Annotated in this window: 21 protein-coding genes; 11 read left to right on the forward strand and 10 right to left on the reverse strand. The window is 74.3% G+C overall.

Annotated features, from left to right (window positions below):
• Nucleotides 1-12: 12 nt before the first annotated feature.
• Nucleotides 13-948 (reverse strand): cyclase family protein, encoded by a 936-nt coding sequence (locus PV343_RS32275; protein ID WP_319150587.1) that lies wholly within the window; start codon nucleotides 946-948, stop codon nucleotides 13-15.
• A gap of 86 nt (nucleotides 949-1,034) precedes the next feature.
• On the opposite strand from PV343_RS32275, the gene PV343_RS32280 reads away from it, so the two are divergent.
• The 3 genes from PV343_RS32280 to PV343_RS32290 are packed head-to-tail and all read left to right on the forward strand — an operon-like array spanning nucleotide 1,035 to nucleotide 4,163.
• Nucleotides 1,035-1,946, forward strand: coding sequence for an SDR family NAD(P)-dependent oxidoreductase (locus PV343_RS32280; protein WP_319150588.1), 912 nt, complete (start codon nucleotides 1,035-1,037; stop codon nucleotides 1,944-1,946).
• A gap of 19 nt (nucleotides 1,947-1,965) precedes the next feature.
• Nucleotides 1,966-3,114: an acyl-CoA dehydrogenase family protein gene (locus tag PV343_RS32285; protein WP_319150589.1), complete on the forward strand. Its 1,149-nt coding sequence runs from the start codon at nucleotides 1,966-1,968 to the stop codon at nucleotides 3,112-3,114.
• Complete coding sequence (locus PV343_RS32290) at nucleotides 3,114-4,163, forward strand: Zn-dependent alcohol dehydrogenase (RefSeq protein ID WP_319150590.1); 1,050 nt, start codon at nucleotides 3,114-3,116, stop codon at nucleotides 4,161-4,163. The genes PV343_RS32285 and PV343_RS32290 overlap by 1 nt, the downstream gene beginning before the upstream one ends.
• A gap of 1 nt (nucleotide 4,164) precedes the next feature.
• Here the strand turns inward: PV343_RS32290 and PV343_RS32295 are convergent, their stop codons facing one another.
• Entirely contained in the window at nucleotides 4,165-5,190 is a 1,026-nt protein-coding gene (locus PV343_RS32295; protein WP_319150591.1) for a GlxA family transcriptional regulator, read from the reverse strand.
• A gap of 71 nt (nucleotides 5,191-5,261) precedes the next feature.
• On the opposite strand from PV343_RS32295, the gene PV343_RS32300 reads away from it, so the two are divergent.
• The gene (locus PV343_RS32300; RefSeq protein WP_319150592.1) at nucleotides 5,262-6,566 is read left to right on the forward strand and encodes an MFS transporter; all 1,305 of its coding nucleotides are present in this window, start codon (nucleotides 5,262-5,264) and stop codon (nucleotides 6,564-6,566) included.
• Here PV343_RS32300 and PV343_RS32305 read toward each other — a convergent pair.
• The 4 genes from PV343_RS32305 to PV343_RS32320 all read right to left on the reverse strand — a co-directional run bounded on the left by PV343_RS32305 (nucleotide 6,563) and on the right by PV343_RS32320 (nucleotide 11,580).
• Nucleotides 6,563-7,174, reverse strand: coding sequence for a flavin reductase family protein (locus tag PV343_RS32305; protein ID WP_319150593.1), 612 nt, complete (start codon nucleotides 7,172-7,174; stop codon nucleotides 6,563-6,565). The genes PV343_RS32300 and PV343_RS32305 overlap by 4 nt on opposite strands.
• A 62-nt stretch (nucleotides 7,175-7,236) precedes the next feature.
• The gene (locus PV343_RS32310; RefSeq protein ID WP_319150594.1) at nucleotides 7,237-8,031 is read right to left on the reverse strand and encodes an enoyl-CoA hydratase/isomerase family protein; all 795 of its coding nucleotides are present in this window, start codon (nucleotides 8,029-8,031) and stop codon (nucleotides 7,237-7,239) included.
• Nucleotides 8,022-10,268: an acetate--CoA ligase family protein gene (locus PV343_RS32315; RefSeq protein ID WP_319150595.1), complete on the reverse strand. Its 2,247-nt coding sequence runs from the start codon at nucleotides 10,266-10,268 to the stop codon at nucleotides 8,022-8,024. The genes PV343_RS32310 and PV343_RS32315 overlap by 10 nt, the downstream gene beginning before the upstream one ends.
• A 133-nt stretch (nucleotides 10,269-10,401) precedes the next feature.
• Nucleotides 10,402-11,580 (reverse strand): flavin-containing monooxygenase, encoded by a 1,179-nt coding sequence (locus tag PV343_RS32320; protein WP_319150596.1) that lies wholly within the window; start codon nucleotides 11,578-11,580, stop codon nucleotides 10,402-10,404.
• Between the two features lie 157 nt (nucleotides 11,581-11,737).
• On the opposite strand from PV343_RS32320, the gene PV343_RS32325 reads away from it, so the two are divergent.
• On the forward strand, nucleotides 11,738-12,190 hold the full coding sequence (locus tag PV343_RS32325) for a DoxX family membrane protein (protein ID WP_319150597.1): 453 nt from the start codon (nucleotides 11,738-11,740) through the stop codon (nucleotides 12,188-12,190).
• Complete coding sequence (locus PV343_RS32330) at nucleotides 12,187-12,582, forward strand: Zn-ribbon domain-containing OB-fold protein (RefSeq protein ID WP_319150598.1); 396 nt, start codon at nucleotides 12,187-12,189, stop codon at nucleotides 12,580-12,582. The genes PV343_RS32325 and PV343_RS32330 overlap by 4 nt, the downstream gene beginning before the upstream one ends.
• Before the next feature lie 10 nt (nucleotides 12,583-12,592).
• Here PV343_RS32330 and PV343_RS32335 read toward each other — a convergent pair whose 3' ends face one another.
• Nucleotides 12,593-13,261 carry a pyridoxal 5'-phosphate synthase gene (locus tag PV343_RS32335; RefSeq protein WP_319150599.1) on the reverse strand — a complete coding sequence of 223 codons (669 nt, stop codon included), beginning with the start codon at nucleotides 13,259-13,261 and terminating at the stop codon, nucleotides 12,593-12,595.
• 22 nt (nucleotides 13,262-13,283) lie between these two features.
• The gene (locus PV343_RS32340) at nucleotides 13,284-14,459 is read right to left on the reverse strand and encodes a thiolase C-terminal domain-containing protein (RefSeq protein WP_319150600.1); all 1,176 of its coding nucleotides are present in this window, start codon (nucleotides 14,457-14,459) and stop codon (nucleotides 13,284-13,286) included.
• 129 nt (nucleotides 14,460-14,588) lie between these two features.
• Between PV343_RS32340 and PV343_RS32345 the strand changes: the two genes are divergently transcribed.
• Together PV343_RS32345 and PV343_RS32350 are read left to right on the forward strand one after the other, a co-directional pair.
• Nucleotides 14,589-15,773, forward strand: coding sequence for an acyl-CoA dehydrogenase family protein (locus PV343_RS32345; RefSeq protein WP_319150601.1), 1,185 nt, complete (start codon nucleotides 14,589-14,591; stop codon nucleotides 15,771-15,773).
• A complete protein-coding gene (locus tag PV343_RS32350) occupies nucleotides 15,773-16,249 on the forward strand; it encodes a nitroreductase family deazaflavin-dependent oxidoreductase (protein ID WP_319150602.1) in 477 nt (158 codons plus the stop codon). Before PV343_RS32345 ends, PV343_RS32350 begins: the two co-directional genes overlap by 1 nt.
• A 3-nt stretch (nucleotides 16,250-16,252) precedes the next feature.
• Here the strand turns inward: PV343_RS32350 and PV343_RS32355 are convergent, their stop codons facing one another.
• Nucleotides 16,253-16,876 carry a LysE family translocator gene (locus PV343_RS32355; RefSeq protein ID WP_319150603.1) on the reverse strand — a complete coding sequence of 208 codons (624 nt, stop codon included), beginning with the start codon at nucleotides 16,874-16,876 and terminating at the stop codon, nucleotides 16,253-16,255.
• Nucleotides 16,877-16,958: 82 nt separating this feature from the next.
• Between PV343_RS32355 and PV343_RS32360 the strand changes: the two genes are divergently transcribed.
• Nucleotides 16,959-17,414 carry an Lrp/AsnC family transcriptional regulator gene (locus PV343_RS32360; RefSeq protein ID WP_319150604.1) on the forward strand — a complete coding sequence of 152 codons (456 nt, stop codon included), beginning with the start codon at nucleotides 16,959-16,961 and terminating at the stop codon, nucleotides 17,412-17,414.
• A 73-nt stretch (nucleotides 17,415-17,487) separates the two neighbouring features.
• On the opposite strand, the gene PV343_RS32365 is transcribed toward PV343_RS32360, so the two are convergent.
• Nucleotides 17,488-18,123, reverse strand: a complete 636-nt coding sequence (locus tag PV343_RS32365) for a TetR family transcriptional regulator (protein WP_319150609.1) — start codon at nucleotides 18,121-18,123, stop codon at nucleotides 17,488-17,490.
• Between the two features lie 134 nt (nucleotides 18,124-18,257).
• Here PV343_RS32365 and PV343_RS32370 point away from each other — a divergent pair, with 134 nt between their 5' ends.
• Together PV343_RS32370 and PV343_RS32375 are read left to right on the forward strand one after the other, a co-directional pair.
• Nucleotides 18,258-18,980, forward strand: a complete 723-nt coding sequence (locus PV343_RS32370; protein ID WP_319150605.1) for a VOC family protein — start codon at nucleotides 18,258-18,260, stop codon at nucleotides 18,978-18,980.
• A gap of 200 nt (nucleotides 18,981-19,180) precedes the next feature.
• Nucleotides 19,181-20,190, forward strand: a 1,010-nt coding sequence (locus tag PV343_RS32375; protein ID WP_319150606.1) for a serine/threonine-protein kinase, incomplete at its 3' end; no start/stop codon positions are given.

Raw genomic sequence — 20,190 nt, forward strand, 5'->3', positions numbered from 1 at the left:
GCGCGCCGGACCTCACAGCACGGCGACCGGCGCCACCGGTGTGCCCGTCGCGCCGACGAACGGCTCCGGCATCGCCGACAGCAGGAACGCGTACCTGCCCGCTTCTCCACAGGCTGTGGACAACTCTTCCAGATTCCAGTTCTGGCCCTGGAGCATCCCCATCTCCACCAGGTCCAGCGCGTGCACGGGCAGCCACAGGTCCTCGATCTCGGGCGGGAACACCTCGAAAGTGAGCGTGTCGTTCGCGACCGCCGCCACGTCGCGCGCGTGGAACCACTCCGGGCAGCGCACCGAGAGGCCCGGGGACGGATAGCCGTACCCGTGCCGGTCCCCGGCCAGGTACACCCCCACCTGCCCGGTCCGCACCAGGACCACGTCCCCGGACCGCACCCGCACCCGGCCGAACTCCTCGGCCGCCTGAAGGTCCTCCGGCGTGACCGCGTGCCCGCCCGGCAGCCGGTCCGTGCCGCGCGCGCGGGCCACGTCCAGCAGCACCCCGCGCGAGACGACGTGCCGGGCCTTGTCGATGCCGGCGAACTCCGCGCCCCCGTGCGCGGTCACCGTGTGCGCCGGGCGGCCGTTGTAGAGCGTGCCGGAGTGCGACACGTGGGTCAGCGCGTCCCAGTGGGTGCCGGCCTGGAGGCCCATGGTCACCGTGTCGTCGCTGCACGCCACCGTGCCCGGCCCGAACAGCTCCTGGTTGATCTGCACCATGGCGTGCAGCGGATTGACCCGCCCCGGGATCACGCCCGTCTGCACCCCGTCCTGGCGCAGCGGCAGGGCGAGCGGGACCCGGCGCCCGGAGCGCACACAGGCCGCCGCCTCGCGCACCACCTCGCCGGTGATCAGGTTGAGCGTGCCGATCTCGTCGTCCGTCCCCCAACGCCCCCAGTTGTTCACGCGCTTGGCGACGTCGTCGAACGCGGGATGCAGTGTCGGCCGTGACATCCGGTGCCTCCCCGGGGCTTGTGTCCGCGCAGCTGACGCGCCATAAAATCTAACGGTCCGTCAGAAACTTCGGGAAGGGGCTGGGCGTGGGGAACTTCTTGACCGACAAGGTGGTCGCCGTGACGGGCGCCGGACGGGGCATCGGACGCGCGGTCGCCCTCGCGGCGGCGGCCGAGGGCGCCAGGGTCGTCGTCAACGACTACGGGGTGTCCACCGACGGGTCCTCGCCGGCCGGCGAGATCGCCGACGGGGTCGTCAAGGAGATCGAGGCGGCCGGCGGCGAGGCGGTCGCGGTCGCCGACGACATCTCCACCATGGCGGGCGGGCAGCGGGTCGTCGACGCGGCCCTGTCCGCCTGGGGCCGCATCGACGGGGCCGTCTGCGTGGCCGGCATCCTGCGCGAGCGCATGCTGTTCAACATGTCCGAGGAGGAGTGGGACCCGGTGGTCGCCACGCACCTCAAGGGCACCTTCACCGTCTTCCGGGCCGCCTCCGCCGTCATGCGCAGGCAGCGGTCCGGCACCCTCATCGGCTTCACCAGCGGCAACCACCAGGGCTCGGTCGCGCAGGCCAACTACAGCGCGGCGAAGGGCGGGATCATCTCGCTGGTGCGCAGCGCGGCCCTGGGGCTGCACAAGTACGGGGTCACCGCCAACGCCGTCGCGCCCGTGGCCCGTACCCGGATGTCGGCCGGCGTCCCGATGGAGCTGGCGGAGATCGGCGAGCCGGCGGACGTGGCCGCGCTCGTGGTCTACCTGCTGTCCCGGCACGCCGCGGAGCAGGGGATCACGGGCCAGGTGTACACGATCGCCGGGCCGAAGCTCGCGGTGTGGGCCCAGCCCCGCGAGCTGCGCGCCGCGTACGCCTCGGACGGCTGGACGCCGCAGGCCATCGCCCAGTTCCTGCCGGGCTCGGTGGGGGTGGACCCGATGCCGATGCTGGCGCGCCTCGAGGCGATGGAGCAGGCGGCCCGGGAGGGCTCCCGGCCGAACGCCTGACCGACGCCGAGGAGGCGCTGTGGACTTTGGATTCACCACCGAGGACGAGACGTTCCGGGCCGAGGCCCGGGCCTGGCTGGCGGCGCACACCGCCCCCGGCGCGGAGCGCCGCGGCTGGGAGCGGACGCTCGGCGGCGCCGGCTGGATCGGCCTCGGCTGGCCCGAGGCCGGGTACGGCAACCGCACCGCCCCGCTCACCCAGCAGGTCGCCTGGGCCGAGGAGTACGCCCGGTCGGCCGCGCCCCCGCGCTCCGGGCACATCGGGGAGAACCTGCTCGCCCCGACCCTCATCGCCCACGGCACCGAGGAGCAGAAGAACCGCTTCCTGCCGCCCGTCGCGGCCGGCGAGGAACTGTGGTGCCAGGGCTACAGCGAACCCGGCGCGGGCTCCGACCTGGCCGCCCTGCGCACGGCGGCGGTCCGCGAGGGCGGCCGCTACCGGATCACCGGGCAGAAGATCTGGACCTCCCTCGCGCACGAGGCCGACTGGTGCTTCGTGCTGGCCCGCACGGCCCCGGACAGCCGCCGCCACCACGGGCTGAGCTTCCTGCTGGTCCCCATGGACCAGCCCGGCCGGATCGAGGTCCGGCCCATCCGCCAGCTGACCGGCACCAGCGACTTCAACGAGGTCTTCTTCGACGGGGCGTACGCGGCCGCGGAACACGTCGTCGGCGGCGAGGGGCAGGGGTGGCGGGTGGCGATGAGCCTGCTGGGCTTCGAGCGCGGGGTGTCGACGCTGGCGCAGCAGATCGGGTTCGCCGAGGAGCTGGCGCGGGTCGTCGAGGCGGCCGTGCGCACCGGCGCCGCCGACGACCCGGTGGTCCGCGCCCGGTTGGTGCGCCAGTGGGCCGAGCTGCGCACCATGCGCTGGAACGCGCTGCGCACCCTCGGCGGTTCCGCCGGCCCGGGCGCGCCCAGCGTGGCCAAGCTGCTGTGGGCCGACTGGCACCAGCGGCTCGGGGAGCTCGCGGTGGGGGTGCGGGGCGCCGCGGCGGCCGCCGGCCCGGCCGACTGGTCGCCCGCGGCGCCGTACGAACTCGACGCCGGGCAGCACCTGTTCCTCTTCTCCCGGGCCGACACCATCTACGGCGGCTCCGACCAGGTCCAGCGCACGATCATCGCCGAGCGGGTGCTCGGCCTGCCCAGAGAGCCGAAGGGGGCCGTGTGATGCGCGGTGTGGTGTTCGACGGCACGCGGGTCGAGGTGGTGGACGACCTCGCGGTGCGGGAGCCGGGTCCCGGCGAGGTGCGGGTGGCGGTCGCGGCGGCCGGCCTGTGCCACAGCGACCTGTCGGTGGTGGACGGCACCATCCCGTTCCCGGTGCCGGTGGTGCTGGGCCACGAGGGCGCCGGAGTGGTGGAGGCGGTCGGCGCGGGCGTCACCCACGTCGTCCCCGGTGACCACGTGGCCCTGTCCACGCTCGCCAACTGCGGCACCTGCCCGGAGTGCGACCGGGGCCGCCCGACGATGTGCCGCGAGGCGATCGGCCGCCCCGGCCGGCCCTTCAGCCGCGGGGACCGGCCGCTGTACCAGTTCGCCTGCAACTCGGCCTTCGCGGAACGCACGGTCGTCCGCGCCGTGCAGGCGGTGCGGATCCCCGCCGACGTCCCGCTGACGTCGGCCGCGCTGATCGGCTGCGGGGTGCTGACCGGCGTCGGCGCGGTCCTCAACCGGGCCCGGGTGGACCGCGGGGACAGCGTCGTCGTCATCGGCGCGGGCGGCATCGGCCTGAACGTGCTGCAGGGTGCGCGGCTCGCCGGAGCGCTCACCGTCGTCGCCGTGGACGCCAACCCGGCGAAGGAGGCGGTGGCCCGGCGGTTCGGCGCCACCGAGTTCCTGACCACCACGGAGGGCGTGCGGGACGTCCTGCCGACGGGCGCCGACCACGTCTTCGAGTGCGTCGGCCGGGTGGAGCTGGTCCGCCGGGCGGTCGAGCTCCTCGACCGGCACGGGCAGGCCGTCCTGCTCGGCATGCCCCCGGCGGGCGCCGAGGCGTCCTTCGTCGTCTCCGCGATGTTCCTGGACAAGGCGATCCTCGGCTGCCGCTACGGCTCCTCCCGCCCCCAGCGAGACATCCCCCTCTACGCCGAGCTGTACCGCCAGGGCCGCCTGCTGCTGGACGAGCTGGTGACCGCGGCCTACCCGGTGGAGGACTTCGAGAAGGCGCGGGCGGACGCGGAGGCGGGGCGGGTGGCGCGGGCGGTGCTGACCTTCTGAGTCAGCGCACGGCGGCGAACCCGTCCGGGTCCTCGGCGCCGCCACCGGTCCGGAAGGTCCGCCGGTAGGCGGTGGGCGTGACCCCGAGCGCGGCCTGGAGGTGCTGGCGCATCGACTGGGCGGTGCCGAAACCGGCCTCCTGGGCCACCTGGTCGACCGAGAGACCGGTGGACTCCAGCAGGTGGCGGGCGCGCTCGACGCGCTGCTGGGTGAGCCACTGGCCGGGGCTGACCCCGACCTCCTCGCGGAAGCGGCGGGTGAAGGTGCGCACCGACATGGCCTCCTGCTCGGCCATGTCCCGCAGCTGGATCGGTTCGTGCAGCCGGCCCAGGGCCCAGGCGCGCGCCGCGGTGGTCGTGGCGAGCTGGGGGTCGGGCACCGGGCGGTGGATGTACTGGGCCTGGCCGCCGTCGCGGTGCGGCGGCACGACCGTGCGGCGGGCCACGTCGTTGGCGACGGCCGTGCCGTGGTCGCGCCGCACCATGTGCAGGCACAGGTCGATCCCGGCGGCCACCCCGGCCGAGGTGAGGACGTCCCCGTCGTCGATGAACAGTACGTCCGCGTCCGTCCTGATCCGCGGGAACAGGCGCTGGAAGCGGTCGGCGTCGGCCCAGTGGGTGGTCGCCGGGCGGCCGTCGAGGTACCCGGCGGCGGCGAGGACGTAGACGCCGGTGCAGATGGAGGCCATGCGGGTGCCGGGACGGACGAGGGCGAGCGCGGCGGCCAGCTCCTCGGTGAGCCGGCCCTCCTCGTAGACCGGGCCGAGTTCGTACGACGCCGGGACGATCACCGTGTCGGCCGTCGCCAGGGCCTCGGGGCCGTTGGGGACGTGCACGGTGAAGTCGGCGTCGGTCTCGACCGGGCCGGGCGGCCGGACCGAGCAGGTCACGACCTCGTAGAGGGGCCGGCCCTCGGCGTCCCGGGGGCGGCCGAAGATCCGGTGCGGAATGCCCAGCTCGAAGGGGAGCAGGCCGTCCAGCGCGAGGACGACGATCCGGTGCGGGCGGAAATCCTGGCCGACAGTCATGGCCCGATCCTAGCGAACACTGTCTCCCGGGCCACTCGTTGCGCGGGACCGCGGACCGCACTCTTGACGACGTGACTCAGACAACCGAAGCCGCCGTCCCCGTCCAGGCACCGCCGGCCCGGCGCCGCCGTGTGCACCGGGCCTGGTTCGTCGCCGCCGTCACCTTCGTCACGATCATCGGCGCGGCGGCCTTCCGCTCCCTGCCGGGACTGCTCATCGACCCGCTGCACCAGGAGTTCGGCTGGTCGCGCGGCACGATCGGCGCCGCCGTCTCGGTCAACCTCGCGCTGTACGGGCTCACCGCCCCGTTCGCCGCCGCGCTGATGGACCGGTTCGGCATCCGCAAGGTCGTCGCCGTCGCGCTGACGGTGATAGCGATCGGCTCCGGCCTGACCGTGTGGATGACGGCGGCCTGGCAGCTACTGCTGTGCTGGGGCCTGCTGGTCGGCCTCGGCTCGGGGTCGATGGCGCTCGCCTTCGCCGCGACCGTCACCAACCGCTGGTTCACCACCCGGCGCGGGCTGGTCAGCGGCATCCTCACCGCCGCCTCCGCCTCCGGGCAGCTCATCTTCCTGCCGCTGCTGTCGTGGATGGTCGAGGCGTACGACTGGCGCCCGGCCGCCGTGACCGTCGCCCTGGCCGCCCTCGCCGTCGTCCCCTTCGTCTGGCTGCTGCTGCGCGACCACCCCGCCGACGTGGGGCAGAAGCCGTACGGCGCCGAGGAGTTCGTACCCAAGCCGGCGCCGGTCACCGGAGCCGCCCGGCGCACCCTCGCGGTGCTCGGCTCCGCCGTGCGCACCGGCCCGTTCTGGCTGCTCGCCGGCACCTTCGCGATCTGCGGCGCCTCCACCAACGGCCTGGTCCAGACGCACTTCGTGCCCGCCGCCCACGACCACGGCATGCCCGTCACGGCGGCGGCCTCGCTGCTCGCGGTCATCGGGGTGTTCGACGTCGTCGGCACCATCGCCTCCGGCTGGTTCACCGACCGCTTCGAACCGCGCCGCCTGCTCGCCGTCTACTACGCCCTGCGCGGTGTCTCGCTCCTCTTCCTGCCCATGCTGCTGGGGCCGTCGGTCCACCCGCCCATGGTCTTCTTCATCGTCTTCTACGGCCTCGACTGGGTGGCGACCGTCCCGCCCACCCTGGCCCTGTGCCGGGAGCACTACGGCGAGGACAGCGCCATCGTCTTCGGCTGGGTGCTCGCCTCGCACCAGGTCGGCGCGGCCCTCATCGCCTTCCTCGGCGGTGTCGCCCGTGACGTCTTCGGCACCTACGACATGGTCTGGTACGCCTCCGGCACCCTGTGCGCGGCGGCGGCCCTGATGGCCCTGGTGATCAGGCGACGCCCGGCAGCGCCCGTCCTGGCCGCCGTCTAGGAGCCGTCCCCGAGCCGGGCGAACCGGCCCCGGTGGAAGACCAGCGGATCGGCCGCCTCGTCGGCACCGAGGGCGCTCACCCGTCCGACGACGACGAGGTGGTCGCCCCCGGTGTGCACGGCGTGCACCGCGCAGTCGATCCAGGCGGTGGCACCGCTGAGCCGGGGGGCGCCGGAGACGGGGGCCGCATCGTACGCCACCCCCGCGAACTTGTCGGCGCCGCTCACCGCGAAGGCCCGGCACAGGCCGCCCTGCCCGGCGCTCAGCACGTTGACGCAGAAGACGCCCGCGCGGGCGATCCGCGGCCAGGTGGCCGACGTGCGGCCGACCATGAAGCAGACGAGCGGCGGGTCGAGGGAGAGGGAGGAGAACGACTGGCAGGCGAAGCCGGCCGGGGAGTCCTCGTCCGCCGCGGCCGGTGCGGTGATCACGGTCACCCCGGTCGGGAAGCTCCCGAGCACCCGCCGGAACACCGCCGGGTCGACCGGCGCCCGCTCGTCCGCGCGCACACACCGCAACTCCGGGCGCGGCAGCGCCTCCACCGGCCCCGCCGAAGCGGCCGACCCCAGGTACCGGACGGCGGCGGCCGCCGCCCCTGCGTGTCCCATCACCCCTCCATTGAAGCTGACGGATCGTCAGATAGGAAGGCCGGGGAGGGCCGGGCAAGGGCTCAGCGGCCCCGGAAGCCGGCCTCCCGCCGCTCCGTGAACGCCCGCAGGCCCTCCTGCGCGTCCCGGGTCGTCAGGTTGATCTCCTGGGCGGCCGCCTCCGCCGCGAAGGCGCCGGCGCGGTCGCCGTCCAGGGAGGCGTTCACCAGCTGCTTGGCCATCGCCAGCGCCCGGGTCGGCCCGGTGGCCAGCCGGGCCGCCCACTCCCGGGCGGTCTTCTCCAGCTCGCCGTCCGGCACCACCCGGTTGACCAGCCCGAGGCGCTGCGCGTCCGCCGCCGGGACCGCGTCGCCGAAGAACATCAGCTCCTTGGCACGCTGCGGGCCGATCAGCCGGGGCAGGAGATAGGCGCCGCCGCCGTCCGGGACGAGCCCGCGCCGGACGAACACCTCGACGAACCGCGCCGACTCGGCGGCCAGCACCAGGTCGCAGGCGAACGCCAGGTGGGCGCCGAGCCCGGCCGCCGTGCCGTTCACGGCCGCGATCACCGGCTTCTCGCAGTCCAGCACGGCGGCGACCAGCCGCTGGGCGCCGAGCCGCAGGGTGCGGGCCACGTCCCCCGGCACGCGTTCCCCGCCGCCCGCGCCACCGCTGAGGTCCGCGCCCGCGCAGAAGCCGCGCCCGGTGCCGGTCAGGACGACGGCCCGGACGTCCGGATCGGCCGAGGCCTGCGCCAGCAGCTCGATCAGCCGGTCCCGCAGCGCGGGCGTGAGGGCGTTGAGGGCCTCGGGCCGGTCCAGGGTGACGTACGAGACCCCGTCGCGGACCTCGTGCCGCACCGGCGCGCTCACCGGCACACCACCAGTGCGTCCAGCGCCACCGCGCCCTGCCCGCGGGGCAGCACCAGCAGCGGGTTGACGTCCAGCTCGGCGATCTGCCCGCCCAGTTCGAGCGCCATGCGCTGGACCCGCAGGACGACCTCCACGAGGGCGTCGAGGTCGGCGGGCGGCCGCCCCCGCACCCCGTCGAGCAGGGCCCGGCCGCGCAGTTCGGCGAGCATGTCCCGGGCCTGCTCCTCGCCGAACGGCGGCACCCGCACGGCCGCGTCGCGCAGCACCTCCACCAGCACCCCGCCGAGCCCCACCGTGACGGTCGGCCCGAACAGCTCGTCGTGCGTCACCCCGACGACCATCTCCACGCCCTGCTCGACCATCTGGCACACCAGGACGCCGTCCAGCGGGACGCCCTCGTAGCGGGCGATGTCGGTCAGCTCGCGGTAGGCGTCCCGGACCTGGCTGGCCGAGGTCAGGCCGATCTTCACCAGGCCCAGTTCGGTCTTGTGGGCGATCCGGGCGCCGGACGCCTTCATCACCACCGGGTAGCCGACCTGCCCGGCCGCCCGCACGGCCGCGGCCGCGCTGGTCACGAGCTGTTCGCGCGGCACCCGGATGCCGTAGGCGCGCAGCAGTTGCTTGGCGCCGTGCTCGCTGAGCTGCTGCCCGGGCCGCATCAGGGCCTCGGCCTTGCGGAAGGAGGGGGAGGGGGTGCGCGGGGCCTCGTCGAAGGGGGAGCGGTAGCCGTCGGCGAAGCGGTGGTGGTCGAGCCACGCCCGCACGGCGCTCAGACAGTTGCCCACGGTCCGGAAGGTGGCCACCCGGGAGGAGCCGAGCAGCACCTCCCGGTACGCCGGCTCGGTGCCGACCGGCGACCCCCACACCACGCAGACCAGCTTGTCCGTCTCCTCGGCGGCCTCGACCAGGTCGCGCACCAGCCGGTCGCTGAGCGGCGGGAAGGGCCCGGTCACCGGGCAGATCAGCACGCCCACCTGCGGGTCGGCGAGGATCGCGTCGATGATCCTGCGGCCGCGCGCGTCACCGACCGGGTGCCCGCCGGTGTCCACCGGGTTGGCCACGTCCAGGTACCCGGGTATCCACTGGTGCAGCTCGGCCTGCTTCTCGGCCGTCAGCCGCGGCAGTCGCAGTCCGTGCCCGGCGGCCAGGTCGGCGACGTGCGCGCCGGTGCCGCCGGAGATGGAGCAGACGGCGACGCCGTCGGCCAGCGGCGCCCGGGCCCGGGCCAGCAGGGCCGCGGTGTCCTGGAGTTCGTCGAGCCCGTCCACGCGGATCACGCCGTACTGCCGCATGGCCGCGTCCACCACCTCGTCGGCGCCGGTGAGCTTGCCCGTGTGGGAGGCGGCACCGCGGGCCCCGGCCTCCGTGCGGCCCACCTTCACCGCCACCACCGGCACCCCGCGGCGGGCGGCGCGGTCGGCGGCCAGCAGGAAGGCCCGGCCGTCCTTCAGGCCCTCCACGTAGCAGGCGATGGCGCCGACCTCGGGCTGCTCGGCGAACCAGGAGACGAAGTCGGCGGTCTCCAGGTCGGCCTCGTTGCCGGTCGGCGCCCAGTGGGAGAGCCGGATGCCCAGCTCCTGCAGGGCGAAGACGGGCCTGCCCTGGTGCCCCGACTGGGTGATGAGCGCGATCGCGGGTCCGTCGAGGTCCTCCCGGAACCGCTCGAAGGCGTTCAGGTTGGTGTTCGGCCCGAGCAGCCGCAGCCCCGAGCGCCGTACCGCCTCCGCGAGCCGTTCCTGTGCCTCGGCCCCCGCGGCGCCGGTCTCGGCGAACCCGGAGGCGAAGGCGACGGCGAACCTGACCTTGGCCTCGGCGAGGTCCTCGATGAGCGGCAGCGGGTCGGCTACCAGCAGGACGGCCAGGTCGACCTGTTCGGGCAGGTCGGTGACGGAGGCGTGGCAGGGGACGCCGAACACGGACGGCCGCGTGGGGTGCACCGGGTGCACCCGGGCCCCGACCCGCCCGGCCCAGTCCAGCAGTTGCCGGGTGATCCCGGTGTTCGGCCGGCCCTCGGTGTCCGAGGCGCCGATCACCGCGACCGACTCGGGCCGGAAGAACCGGGCCAGGTCCGGTACGGCGGCGGACAGCGGCCGCCCGCTGACGTCGACGCCGGCCCCGCCCGCCGCGCCGTCCAGGGAATCCGCCCGGCCGTGGACGGCGGGTCCGGGCCGCTGCTCGCCGCAGGCGATGACCCGGGCCCTGCGGGAGTCGGTGGTGAGGGTGCCGTGGGTTGATCCAAGCATCGGTCCGCCCGCTCCTGTGTGACAGCCATGACAGGCGCCCATAACTGACGCTCTGTCAGATTACTGAACTGACAGAGCGTCAGGAATGGGTCGGTAGCGGGGAAATTGTGGAGGCCGGGCCCTGCGACAGGACCTAGGCCAGTGCGCGGGCCACCGCTCTGGCGATCCGTTCCGCGTCGATCGCCAGCTCGCGGAACATGCCGCTGATCGGGTTGGTGAACCCCGTGAAGTACAGGCCGGGCGCGTTCGCCGGGGTGCGTGGCCCGTGCACCACGGGCTTCCCGCGGCCGTCCAGTACCTCCAGGTGCCCGACCAGCCCTTCCAGCGCCCGGACGTACCCGGTGGCCGCGATGACCGCGTCCGGCGAGATCCGGCTCCCGTCGGCGAGGACGGCCTTGCCGTCCTCGAACCCCTCGACGGCGGCCACGACCTCCACCTTCCCGGTGCGGACGGCGTCGATGAGGCCGACGTCCTGGACCGGGATGGCGCCCTCCCGCACCCTGCTGTACAGCCCGGTGTCCGGGCGCGCCAGCCCGTGCGCGGACAGGTCCGGGGTGCTGATCCGGGCGAGCGGCCGGGCGAGCCGGTCGACGAGCCGCACCGGCAGCCGCCGTACCAGCACGCCCGTGTACTGGGCGGCCCAGCCGGCGGTCGAGCGGCGCACGATGTGCGGGGCGGTGCGCACCGCGAGCCGCACCCGGGCGGCCCCGCCCTCCACCAGGTCCACGGCTATCTCGGCGCCGGTGTTGCCGACGCCGACGACGAGCACGTCCCGGCCCGCGTAGGGCTCGGCGTTGCGGTAGTGGCCGGCGTGGGTGAACTCCCCGCCGAAGCCGTCGAGGCCCGGCCAGTCGGGCACCCGCGGGGTGTGGTTGTAGCCGGTGGCGACCACCACCGCGCTGCCGGTCAGCTCCCGCCCACCGGAGGCGTGCAGCAGCCAGCCCGTGCCGTCCGGCGACCGCTCGATCCGGAACACCTCCACCCCGGTGACGATCTCCAGCTCGTGGTGCTCGGCATACTTCTCCAGGTACCGCACCACGTCGTCCCGGGACACCCAGCGCCCGAACCTGCGGGGCATGGCGAGACCCGGCAGGGCGGACAGCCGGCGGGTGGTGTGCAGGTGCAGCCGGTCGTAGTGCCGCCGCCAGGAGGAACCCACCTGGTCGGACTTCTCCAGGACCACCGCCCGTATGCCCCGGGACCGCAGCGCGTGGGCGGCCGCCAGCCCGCCGGGGCCCGCGCCGATGACGTAGACGGGGCGGTCGGCGGGGGTCGGGGAGAGGTGCACGGGGGAGGGACGGGAGTCGGCCATGAGCGCGAGCGTAATCACGCACTTCGTTGATGGGTCTCGGTCAAGACCGGAATTGGTTGCGGATTGATCACGGGTGTACGGGAACGGCGCGCGCCCGGTGAAGAACGGCGCCGCGACCCCTCGGCAATCCCCAGGATCTGACGTACCGTCAGATGTCATGGACGCGATCTGGCTCGACGGCGCGGAGTGGCTCGCGGTGCTGCGGATGGGGCTCGGCCTGTGGTGGCTGGAGAGCTGGCGGCACAAGGACAAGAAGGCCTGGTTCGAGCGCGGGACGGGCATCGCCTGGGCGGCGGACGTGGCCGCGGAGCACCGCTGGGCCCCGGTGCGGACCGGCTTCGAGCGGGTGGTGAAACCGCGGCCCAGGCTGATGGCGTACGTCGTGGCCTACGCCGAACTCGCCCTCGGCCTCGGCCTGGTCCTCGGTTTCCTGACCCCGGTGGCCCTGCTGAGCGGCCTGGTCCTGAACGTCCTCTACTTCGTGCTGATGATCCACGACTGGGCGGAGCAGGGCCAGAACTCCATGATGGCGCTGATCTCGCTGGTCGGGTTCTTCGCCATGGCGTGGCAGACCTGGTCGCTCGACGCGGTCCTGGGGTGGTTCGGATGAGCGCGGACGGTTCCGGCGTCCCCGGGGCCGACGCCTTCACCCGCCCCTACTGGGAGGCGGCCGCCGCCGGCCGCCTGCTGATCCGCCGCTGCCGGGACTGCGGCCGGGCCCACCACTACCCCCGCGAGTTCTGCCCGCGCTGCTGGAGCGCGGAGGTGGCCTGGGAGGAGGCGAGCGGCCGGGCGGCCCTCTACACCTGGTCCACCGTCCACCGCAACGACCTCCCGCCCTTCGGCGGCCGCACCCCCTACGTGGCCGCGGTGGTGGATCTCGCCGAGGGGCCGCGGATGATGACCGAGCTGGTGGGGTGTGCGGGGGAGGACGCGGTGGCCGGCATGGCCCTGCGGGTCGCCTTCCGGGACGGCGTGCCGGTGTTCGCGCCGGGCGGCTGAGCCCCGCGCGTCACGGCCACAGCAGCCGCCTGCTCCAGCCGAACTCGGTGCGCCGGTACTCCAGCCGGACGTGCCGGCGCTCCGGGTCGCCCTGGAAGAACTCCACCGCCTCGGGGCGCAGCCGGTACAGGGTCCAGGTGGGGGAGGGCTCCGCCGGGTTGTCCCGGGCCCGCTCCCAGGCGGCCAGCGACACCTCGCGCAGCTCCTCCAGCGAGGCCAGCTCCTCGCTCTGCCGTCCCGTGAGCGCGGCCGCCAGCGCCCCCGTCGAGCGCGCGTGCAGGTCCGCCTGGCTCTCCGGGGATGGTGCCGCCGCCACCGTGCCCCGCACCCGCACCTGGCGGCCCAGCACCGGCCAGTAGAAGACCAGGGCGGCGTACGGGCGGGCGGTCAGGTCCCGGCCCTTGCGGCTCGTGGCGTGGCTCGCGAAGGACCAGCCGTCCGCGTCGGCGCCGTGCAGCATCACGATCCGGGCGTCCGGCCGGCCGTCCTCGTCCGCCGTGGCCAGCGACATGGTGTGCGGTTCCGGCTGGCCCGCCTCGACCGCCTCGGCGAACCAGGTGGTGAACAGGTGCAGCGGGGTCGGCGGGGCCTTGTCCGGGTCGAAGGGCCGCAGGTCCGTCACCCCGGGCGCCCACACCCGCAGGGACCGCAGCATGTCGTGGAGATCCTTGTGTGCCATGGGGCGAGTATCGCCCCGGGCGTCATCGGTCCCGGCCCAGCACCACCGTCGCCGAGGAGCAGAACCAGCCGCCCGTCCCCGAGGCCACGCCGAGGCGCGGCGGCCCGCCGTCCCGGGCGCGCACCTGGCGCTCGCCGGCCTCGCCCCGCAGTTGCCGTACCGCCTCCACCAGCAGGAAGAGGCCGCGCATGCCCGGGTGCTGGGCGGACAGGCCACCGCCGTCCGTGTTCACCGGCAGCTCCCCGCCGCGCACCAGCAGCCGCCCCTTCTCCACGAACGCCCCGCCCTCGCCCTTGGCGCAGAAGCCAAGGTCCTCCAGGGTCACCAGGGTCATGTAGGTGAAGGCGTCGTAGATCTCGGCGAAGTCCATGTCGGCGGGGCGCACCCCGGCCCGCCCGAAGGCCAGTCTGCCGCTGACGGCCGCCGGGGAGACCGTGAAGTCCGGCCACTCGGACATGGCGGCGTGGGAGACGTGCTCCCCGGTGCCGAGGATCCACACCGGCCGCGTGCGGCAGTCCCGTGCGTACTCCTCGGCCACCAGCAGGACGGCCGCGCCGCCGTCCGAGCGGAGGCAGCAGTGCAGCTTGGTGAACGGGTCGGCGATCAGCGGGCCGTTCAGCACGTCGTCCACGGTGATGGGGTCGCGGTACATCGCCTCCGGGTTGAGGGCGGCGTTGGCCCGGGCCTGGACGGCCACCTGCGCGAGCTGCTCGATCGTGGTGCCGTGCTCGATCATGTGCCGGCGGGCCGCCATCGCGTACTTGGCGATCAGCGTGTGGCCGTACGGGACCTCGAACTGGAGCGGGCCGCGCGCGCCGAAGGACAGCTCGCCCGTCCTGCGGCCCGCCCTGATGTCCGCGCGCGCCGTCGAGCCGTAGACCAGCAGGACGGCCTCGGCGTGGCCGGCCGCTATCGCGTCCGCCGCGTGCGCCGCCATGACCTCCCAGGTCGAGCCCCCGACCGAGGTGGAGTCCACCCAGGTGGGGCGCAGCCCCAGGTACTCGGCCACCTCCACCGGTGCCAGCGTGCCGAGGCCGGCCGAGGCGAAGCCGTCCACCAGGGCGCGGTCCAGGCCCGCGTCGGCCAGGGCGCGGCGGGCCGCCTGGGCGTGCAGGGCGTACGGGGTCGCGTCGTCCACGCGGCCGCAGTCGGAGAGGGCCACCCCCGCCACGGCGACCTTCCGGTTCCCGGGCTTCATGAATCTGACGGTACATCAGATGGGTCGGGGCGCGGCAGGTGTCGCGCCTCTGGGATTCCCTGCCCGCCGGTCCTAATATGACGCACCGTCAGATCAGGGTGGTATCGGGCCGGAGGGATCGGATCAGCCATGGACACCCGCCTCACCGCCGAGCAGGACGAGATCCGCCGCACCCTGCGCGAGCTGCTGGACAAGCGCTGTGGCGGCGCGGAACTGCGGGCCGCCGCCGACAGCCCGGCCGGGTACGACCCCGCCCTGTGGTCCGCCCTCGCCGGCCGGCTCGGCCTGCCCGGGCTCGCCGTCCCGGAGAGCCACGGCGGTGTCGGCTGCTCGGTCACCGAACTCGCCCTCGCCTGCGAGGAGACCGGACGCGCGCTGGCCCCCTCCCCGCTGCTGGCCACCTCGGTCCTCACGGTTCCGCTGATCCTCGCCCTCGGCACCGAGGCGCAGTGCGCCGACCTGCTGCCCCCGCTCGCCGCCGGTGCCCGCACCGCGACCCTCGCCGTCCCCGGCCCCGCCCTCGCCACCGCCCTCGCCCTGACCGGCGGCAACGACGGCCCCTGGGCCGGCGGAGGACGGGCCGGCGGGGTGCAGGCCCGGCGCGGCGGGGACGGCTGGCGGCTGTACGGCCAGGCCGACCAGGTGCTGGACGGGCACAGCGCGCGGCTGCTCCTCGTCCCCGCGCACACCGGGGGGTTCACGCGGTCCCGGACCCTGCTGTTCCTGGTCGACGGGGACGCCGAGGGGCTGGTGCGGGCCCGGCAGACCGCGCTCGACGTCACCCGGCCCCAGGGCCGTGTCCAACTGCGCGACGCGCCGGCCCGGTTGCTGGGAACCGCCGACGCGGACGTGCTCACGGCCCTCGCGGATCTCGGCGACACCGTCGCCACCGTGCTCGCCGCCGAGGCGGCGGGCACCGCGGGGCGGGCGCTGGAGCGGACCGTCGAGTACGTCGGGCAGCGCGAGCAGTTCGGGCGGCCGGTCGGCTCCTTCCAGGCGGTCAAGCACCGGCTCGCGGACGTCTACGTACGGGTGCAGGCCGCGCGCTCGGCCGCCTGCTACGCGGCCTGGGCCGCCGCCCACGGCCGGCGCGTGGGCCGGCTCGCGCTCGCGCAGGCGCTGGAGGCGGCGCGCTCCGCGGCCGGGGAGGCGATCCAGCTGCACGGCGGGATCGGGTTCACCTGGGAGCACGAGGCCCATCTGTACTTCAAGCGGGCGGCCGGGGACGAGCTGCTGTTCGGGCCCGCGCACCGGCTGCGGGACCGGGCCGCCGAGGAGGCCGGGCTGTTCGGCCGTGGCGAGGTGGCGGTGTGATGCCCGGCTTCGCGGTGCGGTGCGTGCAGCGGGTGTCCGCCACCCGGGCCTTCGCGAAGGCCGCCCCCCATGTGGTGCCGGCGCTCGACCGGGCCGTCCACCGGCTCACCCGGGGCCGGGTGCTGCTCAGCGCCCTGATGCTGCCCGGGGTGATCCTCACCTCCACCGGCGCCCGCAGCGGACTGCCCCGCAGGACCCCGCTCGCCTGCATGCCCGCGGCGGACGGCCGCGGCTGGATCCTGGTCGGCTCCAACTTCGGGCGGACCGGGCACCCCGCCTGGACCCACAACCTGCTCGCCCACCCGGACGCCTCCGTCAGCTGGAAGGGGCGGGACGTCCCCGTCACGGCCCGGCTGCTCACGGGCGCGGAACGGGCCGCCGTCTGGCGCGAACTCCTGGTGTTCTGGCCGCCGTACGCCGCCTACCAGGCGCGGGTGGAGCGTGAGATCAGGCTGTTCCGGCTCGAACCCAGGTGAGCGTCACAGCGTCGCCAGCCGCTCCACCAGCAGAAACGCGCCGATGCCGAGCATCGCGGCGCCCGAGGTGCGGGTGACCGCGCGGGCCGCGGCCGGGCGGGCCGCCAGCAGGACCCGGGCGAGCAGGCCCACGGTGAGGTAGACGGCCGCGCAGCACGCCATGTGGAGCAGGCCGAGGGCGGCCGTCTGCACGGGCACCGGAAGGTGGCCGCCGCGCAGGGTGAGGAACTGCGGCAGCACCGAGAGGTAGAGCAGCAGCCCCTTCGGGTTCAGTCCGCTGATGGTGGCACCCCGCAGGAAGAGGCGGCCGTCGCCGTCGTCCGCCGCCTCCCGGGCCGCCCCCGGGACGGCGGGGCGGCGCAGCACCCCCCAGCCGAGCCACAGCAGATACCCGGCGCCCGCCACCGTCAGCACCGTCATCAGCCGGGGCGAGCCCGCCACCAGGACCGCGAGGCCCGCCGTCGCCAGCACCGTGTGCAGGGCGTACCCGCAGACCAGGCCCGCCACCGCGCGCGGCACCGGGCGGCCGCGCAGGGCGGCCGCGATGACGTACGCCCAGTCCGCGCCCGGCACGCACACCAGCAGCAGGTCCACGGCGAGGAAGGAGAGGAGCAGTCCGGAGTTCATACCGGCGACATTAGGCGTGAATGGCCCGAAAGTGTTCCCGAAGTTTGCTCGTGATCACGGGATGTGAGGGAGAATCCTCCTCATGGACGACGTGGACCGGAAAATCCTTGCCGAGCTCCAGCAGGACGGGCGGCTGACCGTGACCGAGCTGGCCGCCCGGGTGCGGCTGAGCGTCTCGCCCTGCCACCGGCGGCTTCGTGAGCTGGAGCGGTCCGGCGCCATCCAGGGCTACCGGGCGGTGGTGGACGCGGCCGCGCTCGGCCTGAACTTCGAGGCGCTGGTCTTCGTCTCCATGCGGCAGGAGGACCGGGACACGGTCGCGGAGTTCGAGCGGGCGGTCAGCGAGCTGGACCACGTTCTGGACGCCCAGCGGCTGTTCGGCGAGCCGGACTACCTGCTGCGGGTGGCCACCGCCGACCTCGCCGCCTTCCAGCGGCTGTACGACGAGCGGCTCGCCACCCTGCCGGGCGTGCAGCGGCTGACCTCGACGCTGGTGATGAAGCACGTGGTGCGGGACCGGGCGCTGCCCGCACAGTGAAGCAGGCGGTGGCTCACCACGGGTGAGCCACCGCCTGCCAGACAGGACTTGGGACCTGGAAAAGGGTCGTCCGCTACTTCGTCGGCTTCTTGCCCGTCACGCCGAGGTGGACCAGCAGCGCCAGGTTGGGCTTGAGCTCGGCCTGCTTGACGCCCCAGGAGGAGAAGCCCTTCTGGTGCGAGGCCACCGCCGCGAGCATCGCGACCAGCGAGCCCGCGATGGCCGCCGGGTTCACGTCCTTGTCGATCCGGCCCTTCGCCTGCAGCTCGGTGATGGACTGCGCGAGGGAGTTGTTCACCGAGTTCAGGATCTTCATGCGGATCTTGTAGAACCGTTTGTCCCCCTCGGCCGCCCCGAGGTCCACCACGCGCAGGATCGCGTCGTTCTTCCGCCAGAACTCCAGGAATCCGTCGACCAGTTCCTGCGCGGTCTGCCACCCCGCCTTGCCCGCCCAGGTGCGCCCCTCCAGCAGCTCGGTCAACCCGGCGCCTTCGGCGGCCATTTGCTCGGCGATCTCCAGGACGGCTCCCTCGACGTCCGGGAAGTACTGGTAGAAGGTCGCGGGCGAAGTGCCCGCCTTCCGGGCGACATCGATGACCTTGACGTCCCGGTAGGGGGAGGAGCTGAGCATCTCGCTGAGGCAGTCGAGCAGCTTCTGCCGGGTCGCCTGCCCACGCCGGCCGGCCACGCGGCCGTCGACGGTACGCACTTGTCCTGTCATGTCGTCAGCTTACCGAGGGGGGATGAGAGCGCGATTCGGCCGACTGCAAATGGGGTGCACGGGGGTGTTCGGGGTGGTGTGGCTGGTCTGCGGGGTGCGCGCGACGCGGTTACTTTGACCCCATGGCCGAAAACAGGGCATCGGTGTACGCGGAGGGCGCTCCCTGCTGGGTGGACGCCGAGCTTCCCGACGTCGAGGCGGGCAAGAGGTTCTACGGTGAGCTCTTCGGGTGGACCTTCGAGGAGGCGTTCGGCTCCTCGGTGTGGGCCCGGCTGGACGGCGACCTGGTCGCCTCGCTGGCCCCCAAGACGGACGGCCGCATGCCCACCGTCTGGACGGTCTCCTTCGCCACCCCGGACGCCGCCGCGCTCGGCCGGCGGATCACCGCGGCCGGCGGCCAGGTGGTGATGGCCCCGTTCCCGGTGGCCGACCTCGGGGTCGCCGCCCTGGCCGCCGACCCCGACGGGGCGGTCTTCGGCCTGTGGCAGGCCGGCACCCACCCGGGCTTCGAGCGGCGGTACGAGCCGGGCACCTTCGTCTGGGCCGAGCTGTACACCCGGGACACCGCCGCCGCGAACACCTTCTACGGCGAGCTCTTCCACGAGGCCCTGTTCGGCTCCGCCGCCGAACCCGACTTCGGCCGCGCCGACGTCTCCGAGGTGTTCCCGGCCGAGATGCCCCCGCACTTCCTCACCCACTTCCGGGTCACGGACCTGGACGACACCGTCGGGGCCGTGCAGCGGCTCGGCGGCAGGGTCCAGGTCCCGCCCTTCGAGACGTCGTACGGACGCGTGGCCGTCGTCACCGACAATCAGGGGGCGTCGTTCGCGGTGCTGCGGCGGTGAGGCGGTCGCGGTCCGGCACCACTGCGATGAAATGACCGTATTCGGCACGGGACACCCCGATTCGTCACCGGGTTCGCAACCAGCGGCCCGGCCAGGAAGAATCGGGGTGCGTGCCGCCATTGCGGTGCGGTGGTGAGACGCTGCACTTCGGTCGCGTACATACGTGGGTGGCGCGGCTCGTACGGGGAGGTGGCAGGCAAGTGGTGGATCAGCTGACGCAGCACGATCCGCGGCGGATCGGGCCGTTCGAGGTGCTGGGCCGGCTGGGTGCCGGCGGCATGGGGCTGGTCTATCTGGCACGCTCGGCGTCCGGCCGGCGCGTGGCGATCAAGACGGTCCGCACCGAGCTGGCCGAGGACCAGCTCTTCCGGGTCCGCTTCACCCGCGAGGTGGAGGCGGCCCGAGCGGTCTCCGGCTTCTACACGGCCGCCGTGGTCGACGCCGACCCGCGGGCCGCCGTGCCCTGGCTGGCCACCGCCTACGTCCCCGCGCCCTCCCTCGAGGAGATAGTGAACGAGTGCGGGCCGCTCCCGGCCCAGGCCGTGCGCTGGCTCGCGGCGGGTGTGGCGGAGGCGCTGCAGTCCATCCACGGCGCGGGCCTGGTCCACCGCGACCTGAAGCCCTCCAACGTCCTGGTCGTCGAGGACGGCCCCCGGGTGATCGACTTCGGTATCGCCTCCGGCGTCTCGAACACCCGTTTGACGATGACGAACGTCGCGGTCGGCACCCCCGCCTACATGTCCCCCGAGCAGGCCAAGGACTCCCGCAGCGTCACCGGCGCCAGCGACGTCTTCTCGCTCGGCTCCATGCTGGTCTTCGCGGCCACCGGCCACCCGCCCTTCCACGGCGCCAACCCGGTCGAGACGGTCTTCATGCTGCTGCGCGAGGGCCCGGACCTGACCGGTCTGCCCGACGAGCTGCGCCCGCTCATCGAGGTCTGCATGCAGATGGAGGCGTCCGGCCGCCCCTCCCCGGCCGACCTCCAGGCCCAGCTCGCCCCCCACCTCTTCGGCTCCGGCTCCGACGACAGCGGCACCGCCTCCGCCTGGCTGCCCGAGAAGGCGGTCGGTCTCATCGAGACCCGCCGCGGCGGCCGCCCCGCCGCCAAGCCGGCCCCGACCGCCCCCGGCCCGCGCAGCACCGGCCGTGCCGCCGTGCCGCCGCCCCCCTCCTACGACCCCGCGGTCCCGTCGCCGGACCGGGCCGGCGG

The organism is Streptomyces sp. WI03-4A (assembly GCF_033792105.1).
In the GTDB taxonomy this organism is placed as follows: domain Bacteria; phylum Actinomycetota; class Actinomycetes; order Streptomycetales; family Streptomycetaceae; genus Streptomyces; species Streptomyces collinus_A.